This is a genomic window from Vibrio penaeicida, from assembly GCF_002933855.1.
Taxonomy (GTDB): domain Bacteria; phylum Pseudomonadota; class Gammaproteobacteria; order Enterobacterales; family Vibrionaceae; genus Vibrio; species Vibrio penaeicida_A.
In genome coordinates this window covers 1-1066 of record NZ_BFAQ01000042.1, presented here as the reverse complement: position 1 = coordinate 1066, position 1066 = coordinate 1, and the positions used below count along the sequence as shown (strand labels likewise).

1 protein-coding gene is annotated in these 1066 nt (G+C 40.8%); it reads left to right on the top strand.

Going from position 1 to position 1066, the window contains the following annotated elements:
- The first annotated feature begins 19 nt into the window (after window positions 1-19).
- The gene (locus tag VPNCDNU1_RS22005) at window positions 20-811 is read left to right on the top strand and encodes an alpha/beta fold hydrolase (RefSeq protein WP_237324188.1); all 792 of its coding nucleotides are present in this window, start codon (window positions 20-22) and stop codon (window positions 809-811) included.
- Window positions 812-1066 lie beyond the last annotated feature (255 nt).

The window sequence follows — 1066 nt, the reverse complement described above, 5'->3', positions numbered from 1 at the left end:
GAGTTAAGTGAAGAATAAAATGAAAATCTGGGGTGGAGTATTCTGTATTGTATTTATCTCCGCCGTTGTATTTGCTCAACTTCGTACAACGAACATACCTAACCCAATTCCAAATTCATTAGGCGTGATTGAGCGCCTCAATGCCGATTCCAATACTCAAGTTTTGTTCATTCACGGTTCTCCCGGCTCAAAAGAAGGGTATTTAGGGTATTTGGACTACTCTGATTTGCAATCCATAGCCAATTTAGTATCTATCGATAGGCTGGGTTACGGTGCATCGAGTCCGATGCCTGAAACATCTATTCGACGTCAAGCCCAAGCCATTCTCCCTTACTTATCGAATGAGAAAGCGAATATTCTGGTGGGCCACTCACTCGGTGGACCGATTGCTTTGCAACTGGCATTGATCGCGCCAGACAAAGTGCAGGGGATGGTATTGGTCGCCCCAGCATTTGATCCGGAATTAGAGCACCCCAAATGGTACAACTACATCGCAGATACCATACTGGCAAAATTGTTGCTACCTTTTGAGTGGAACCAATCCAATATTGAAATGATGTCGTTGTCTGATGAGCTAAAGAAATTAGCCAGCCAGAGCTGGGAAGCGCTGAAGATGCCAATTCATATTGTGCACGGTGAAGACGATGATATTGCCGATCCTGGCAATTCTTTATTCGCCATTAATAAACTTCCCAAACAGTCTGTAAAGCTCATTCAACCATCGGATGAGGGGCATTTTGTGTTATGGCAAAACGTTTCTCTTGTTGTTGAGAGTATTCATCAGGTAATCAATTTGTCGTCTAACGAATAACTTTATCAACGAAAGCGTGAATTCATTTCTGTTTCAAAAATGAGACTATTTTGCTACTGGTTTGACTAAGAGTATGATATTTATAAAATAAAAAGTTTAATAAATTCATGTTAAACACGCATATAAAATCAGTCACATAATTAGGTCTTGCGTGTTGAAATACCCGGTGGAAGGCGAATTAGTCTGTTACTAGATTGAAATGTCTCCAGCGAGGTACTCATACCAATCGTAGTAAGAATTACTCATTCTAGCTTG

What these genes read in the sequence shown, in the direction of transcription:
- VPNCDNU1_RS22005 (WP_237324188.1), top strand. Translation starts at nt 20, where the DNA reads ATGAAAATCTGGGGTGGAGTATTCTGTATTGTATTTATCTCCGCCGTT.